This is a genomic window from Hydrogenophaga sp., from assembly GCF_041633695.1.
Lineage (GTDB): Bacteria > Pseudomonadota > Gammaproteobacteria > Burkholderiales > Burkholderiaceae_C > Hydrogenophaga.
The window spans coordinates 1-1,788 of record NZ_JBFJMY010000653.1 but is presented as its reverse complement, the minus strand read 5'-3'; the positions used below and the strand labels follow the sequence as shown (position 1 = coordinate 1,788).

Below are 1,788 nucleotides of genomic sequence, written 5' to 3'. Positions count from 1 at the left end.
CCTTGCGCATGGCCTTTTTGATCCGCAACGCATCTTGGAAAAATAGTGTGAACAGGCCCTAGTTGGGCATGGGCCGGTTGTCGTTCATGGCGACCATGCCCTTGACGATGCGGTAGAGGAACCAGATGGAAATGACGCCCCAGGCGATCCAGCCCGGCAGTACAAAAATGAACCACAGCGGCAGCGTGACCAGATACAAAAGCGCGGCCCAGATCACACTGCGAATCCGCCACGAGAAGTGGCTGGCCTGCCAGGTGCCGTCGGCCTCGCTTTTTTTCACCAGATCGATCACCAGCGCCACCACCAGCAGGGCAGGACCGGCCTGGGCGCCGGGTATGACGGCGGCGACCGCCACGATCAGGTGCAAGACATAGCTCAGCCAGCCCACGCTCTTGAGCGACTGGGCTTTTTCACTGTCGACCACGTCCACGTCGATGATGTCGCTCATGGTGCCTCTCCCCGTATGGACGATTCAAAGTCGCGCGCCACGGCCTTGCGCAAGGCCTTTTCTTCCAGACCGCTCAGGCCTTCGCGCCGCGAAAGTTCGGCCACCACCTCGGCGGGGGTCAGGCCGTAGTGGGCCAGCGCGATCATGCAGTGGAACCACAGGTCGGCCACCTCGTTCACCAGCGCTTGTTTGTCCCCACCGTGGTCGGCATCCTTGGCCGCCATCACCGCTTCGGTGGCTTCTTCGCCAATTTTCTTCAAAAACGCGTCTGGCCCTTTGTGCAGCAGGCGCGCCACGTAACTTTTGTCGGGGTCCCCGCCGTTGACCGGCTTGCGGCTTTCGATCACCGCGGCCAGGCGCATCAATGCGTCCACAGGGGCGGGGGATGTTTGTTCGATGGTCATGGCTTATTTGTAGATGGATTCGGGGTCTTTGAGCACCGGCTCCACCGCGCTCCAGGCGCCCTGTTCGTAGCGTTGGTAAAAACAGCTGTGGCGCCCGGTGTGGCAGGCGATACCGGGCTGGTGCCCGAGCTGGGTCACTTTGAGCAAGACCACGTCGTTGTCGCAATCGAGGCGGATGTCGTGCACGGTCTGCACATGGCCAGACTCTTCGCCCTTGAACCAGAGCTTGCCGCGCGAGCGGCTGAAATACACGGCCCGGCCCAGCTCGGCGGTTTTTTCCAGCGCCTCGCGGTTCATCCAGGCAAACATCAGCACGTCGCCGCTGGCGGCCTCTTGTGCGATCACCGGGACCAGCCCCTGGGCGTCCCATTTCACTTCGTCTAGCCAATTCATGTTTTGAATCTACCACGCGCCGGTGTATCCGCCATGCAAGCGGGCGGCTCAACCCGGCGTTTCAGAGCCTGACGGGAATGCCGCGTTCGGCCATGCGGTGCTTGGCCTGGCCCACGGTGTATTCACCGTAGTGGAAGATGCTGGCCGCCAGCACCGCGTCGGCGCCACCTTGCTGCACGCCATCGGCCAGGTGGTCGAGATTGCCCACACCGCCAGAGGCGATCACCGGCACCGAGATGGCATCGCTCACCGCGCGGGTGAGCTCCAGATCAAAGCCCGATTTGGTGCCATCGCGGTCCATGCTGGTGAGCAAAATTTCGCCCGCCCCGTAATGTGCCATCTGGGTCGCCCAGGCCACGGCGTCCAGGCCGGTGTTTTGGCGCCCGCCGTGGCTGTAGACGTCCCAGCCCTCGCCACGCGCCAGCAAGTCGTTGCCGAAGCGGCGCTTGGCGTCGATGGCCACCACGATGCATTGCGAGCCGTACTTTTCAGAGGTGTCTCGGATCACTTGCGGGTTGGCGATCGCCGCCGAGTTGAAGCTGG

4 protein-coding genes are annotated in these 1,788 nt (G+C 62.8%); all 4 read right to left on the bottom strand.

Going from position 1 to position 1,788, the window contains the following annotated elements; translation table 11 throughout:
* Positions 1-58: 58 nt before the first annotated feature.
* Positions 59-448 carry a DUF4870 family protein gene (locus tag ABYB95_RS22880; protein WP_372662459.1) on the bottom strand — a complete coding sequence of 130 codons (390 nt, stop codon included), beginning with the start codon at positions 446-448 and terminating at the stop codon, positions 59-61.
* The gene (locus ABYB95_RS22875) at positions 445-852 is read right to left on the bottom strand and encodes a phosphoribosyl-ATP diphosphatase (protein ID WP_372662456.1); all 408 of its coding nucleotides are present in this window, start codon (positions 850-852) and stop codon (positions 445-447) included. Before ABYB95_RS22875 ends, ABYB95_RS22880 begins: the two co-directional genes overlap by 4 nt.
* A gap of 3 nt (positions 853-855) precedes the next feature.
* Positions 856-1,254, bottom strand: a complete 399-nt coding sequence (gene hisI / locus ABYB95_RS22870; RefSeq protein ID WP_372662462.1) for a phosphoribosyl-AMP cyclohydrolase — start codon at positions 1,252-1,254, stop codon at positions 856-858.
* Positions 1,255-1,306: 52 nt separating this feature from the next.
* Positions 1,307-1,788, bottom strand: a 482-nt coding sequence (gene hisF, locus ABYB95_RS22865; protein WP_372662453.1) for an imidazole glycerol phosphate synthase subunit HisF, incomplete at its 5' end; no start/stop codon positions are given.

Excerpts from the sequence above, each read along its gene's own strand:
- ABYB95_RS22880 (WP_372662459.1), bottom strand. The coding sequence starts at position 448 with ATGAGCGACATCATCGACGTGGACGTGGTCGACAGTGAAAAAGCCCAG.
- ABYB95_RS22875 (WP_372662456.1), bottom strand. The coding sequence starts at position 852 with ATGACCATCGAACAAACATCCCCCGCCCCTGTGGACGCATTGATGCGC.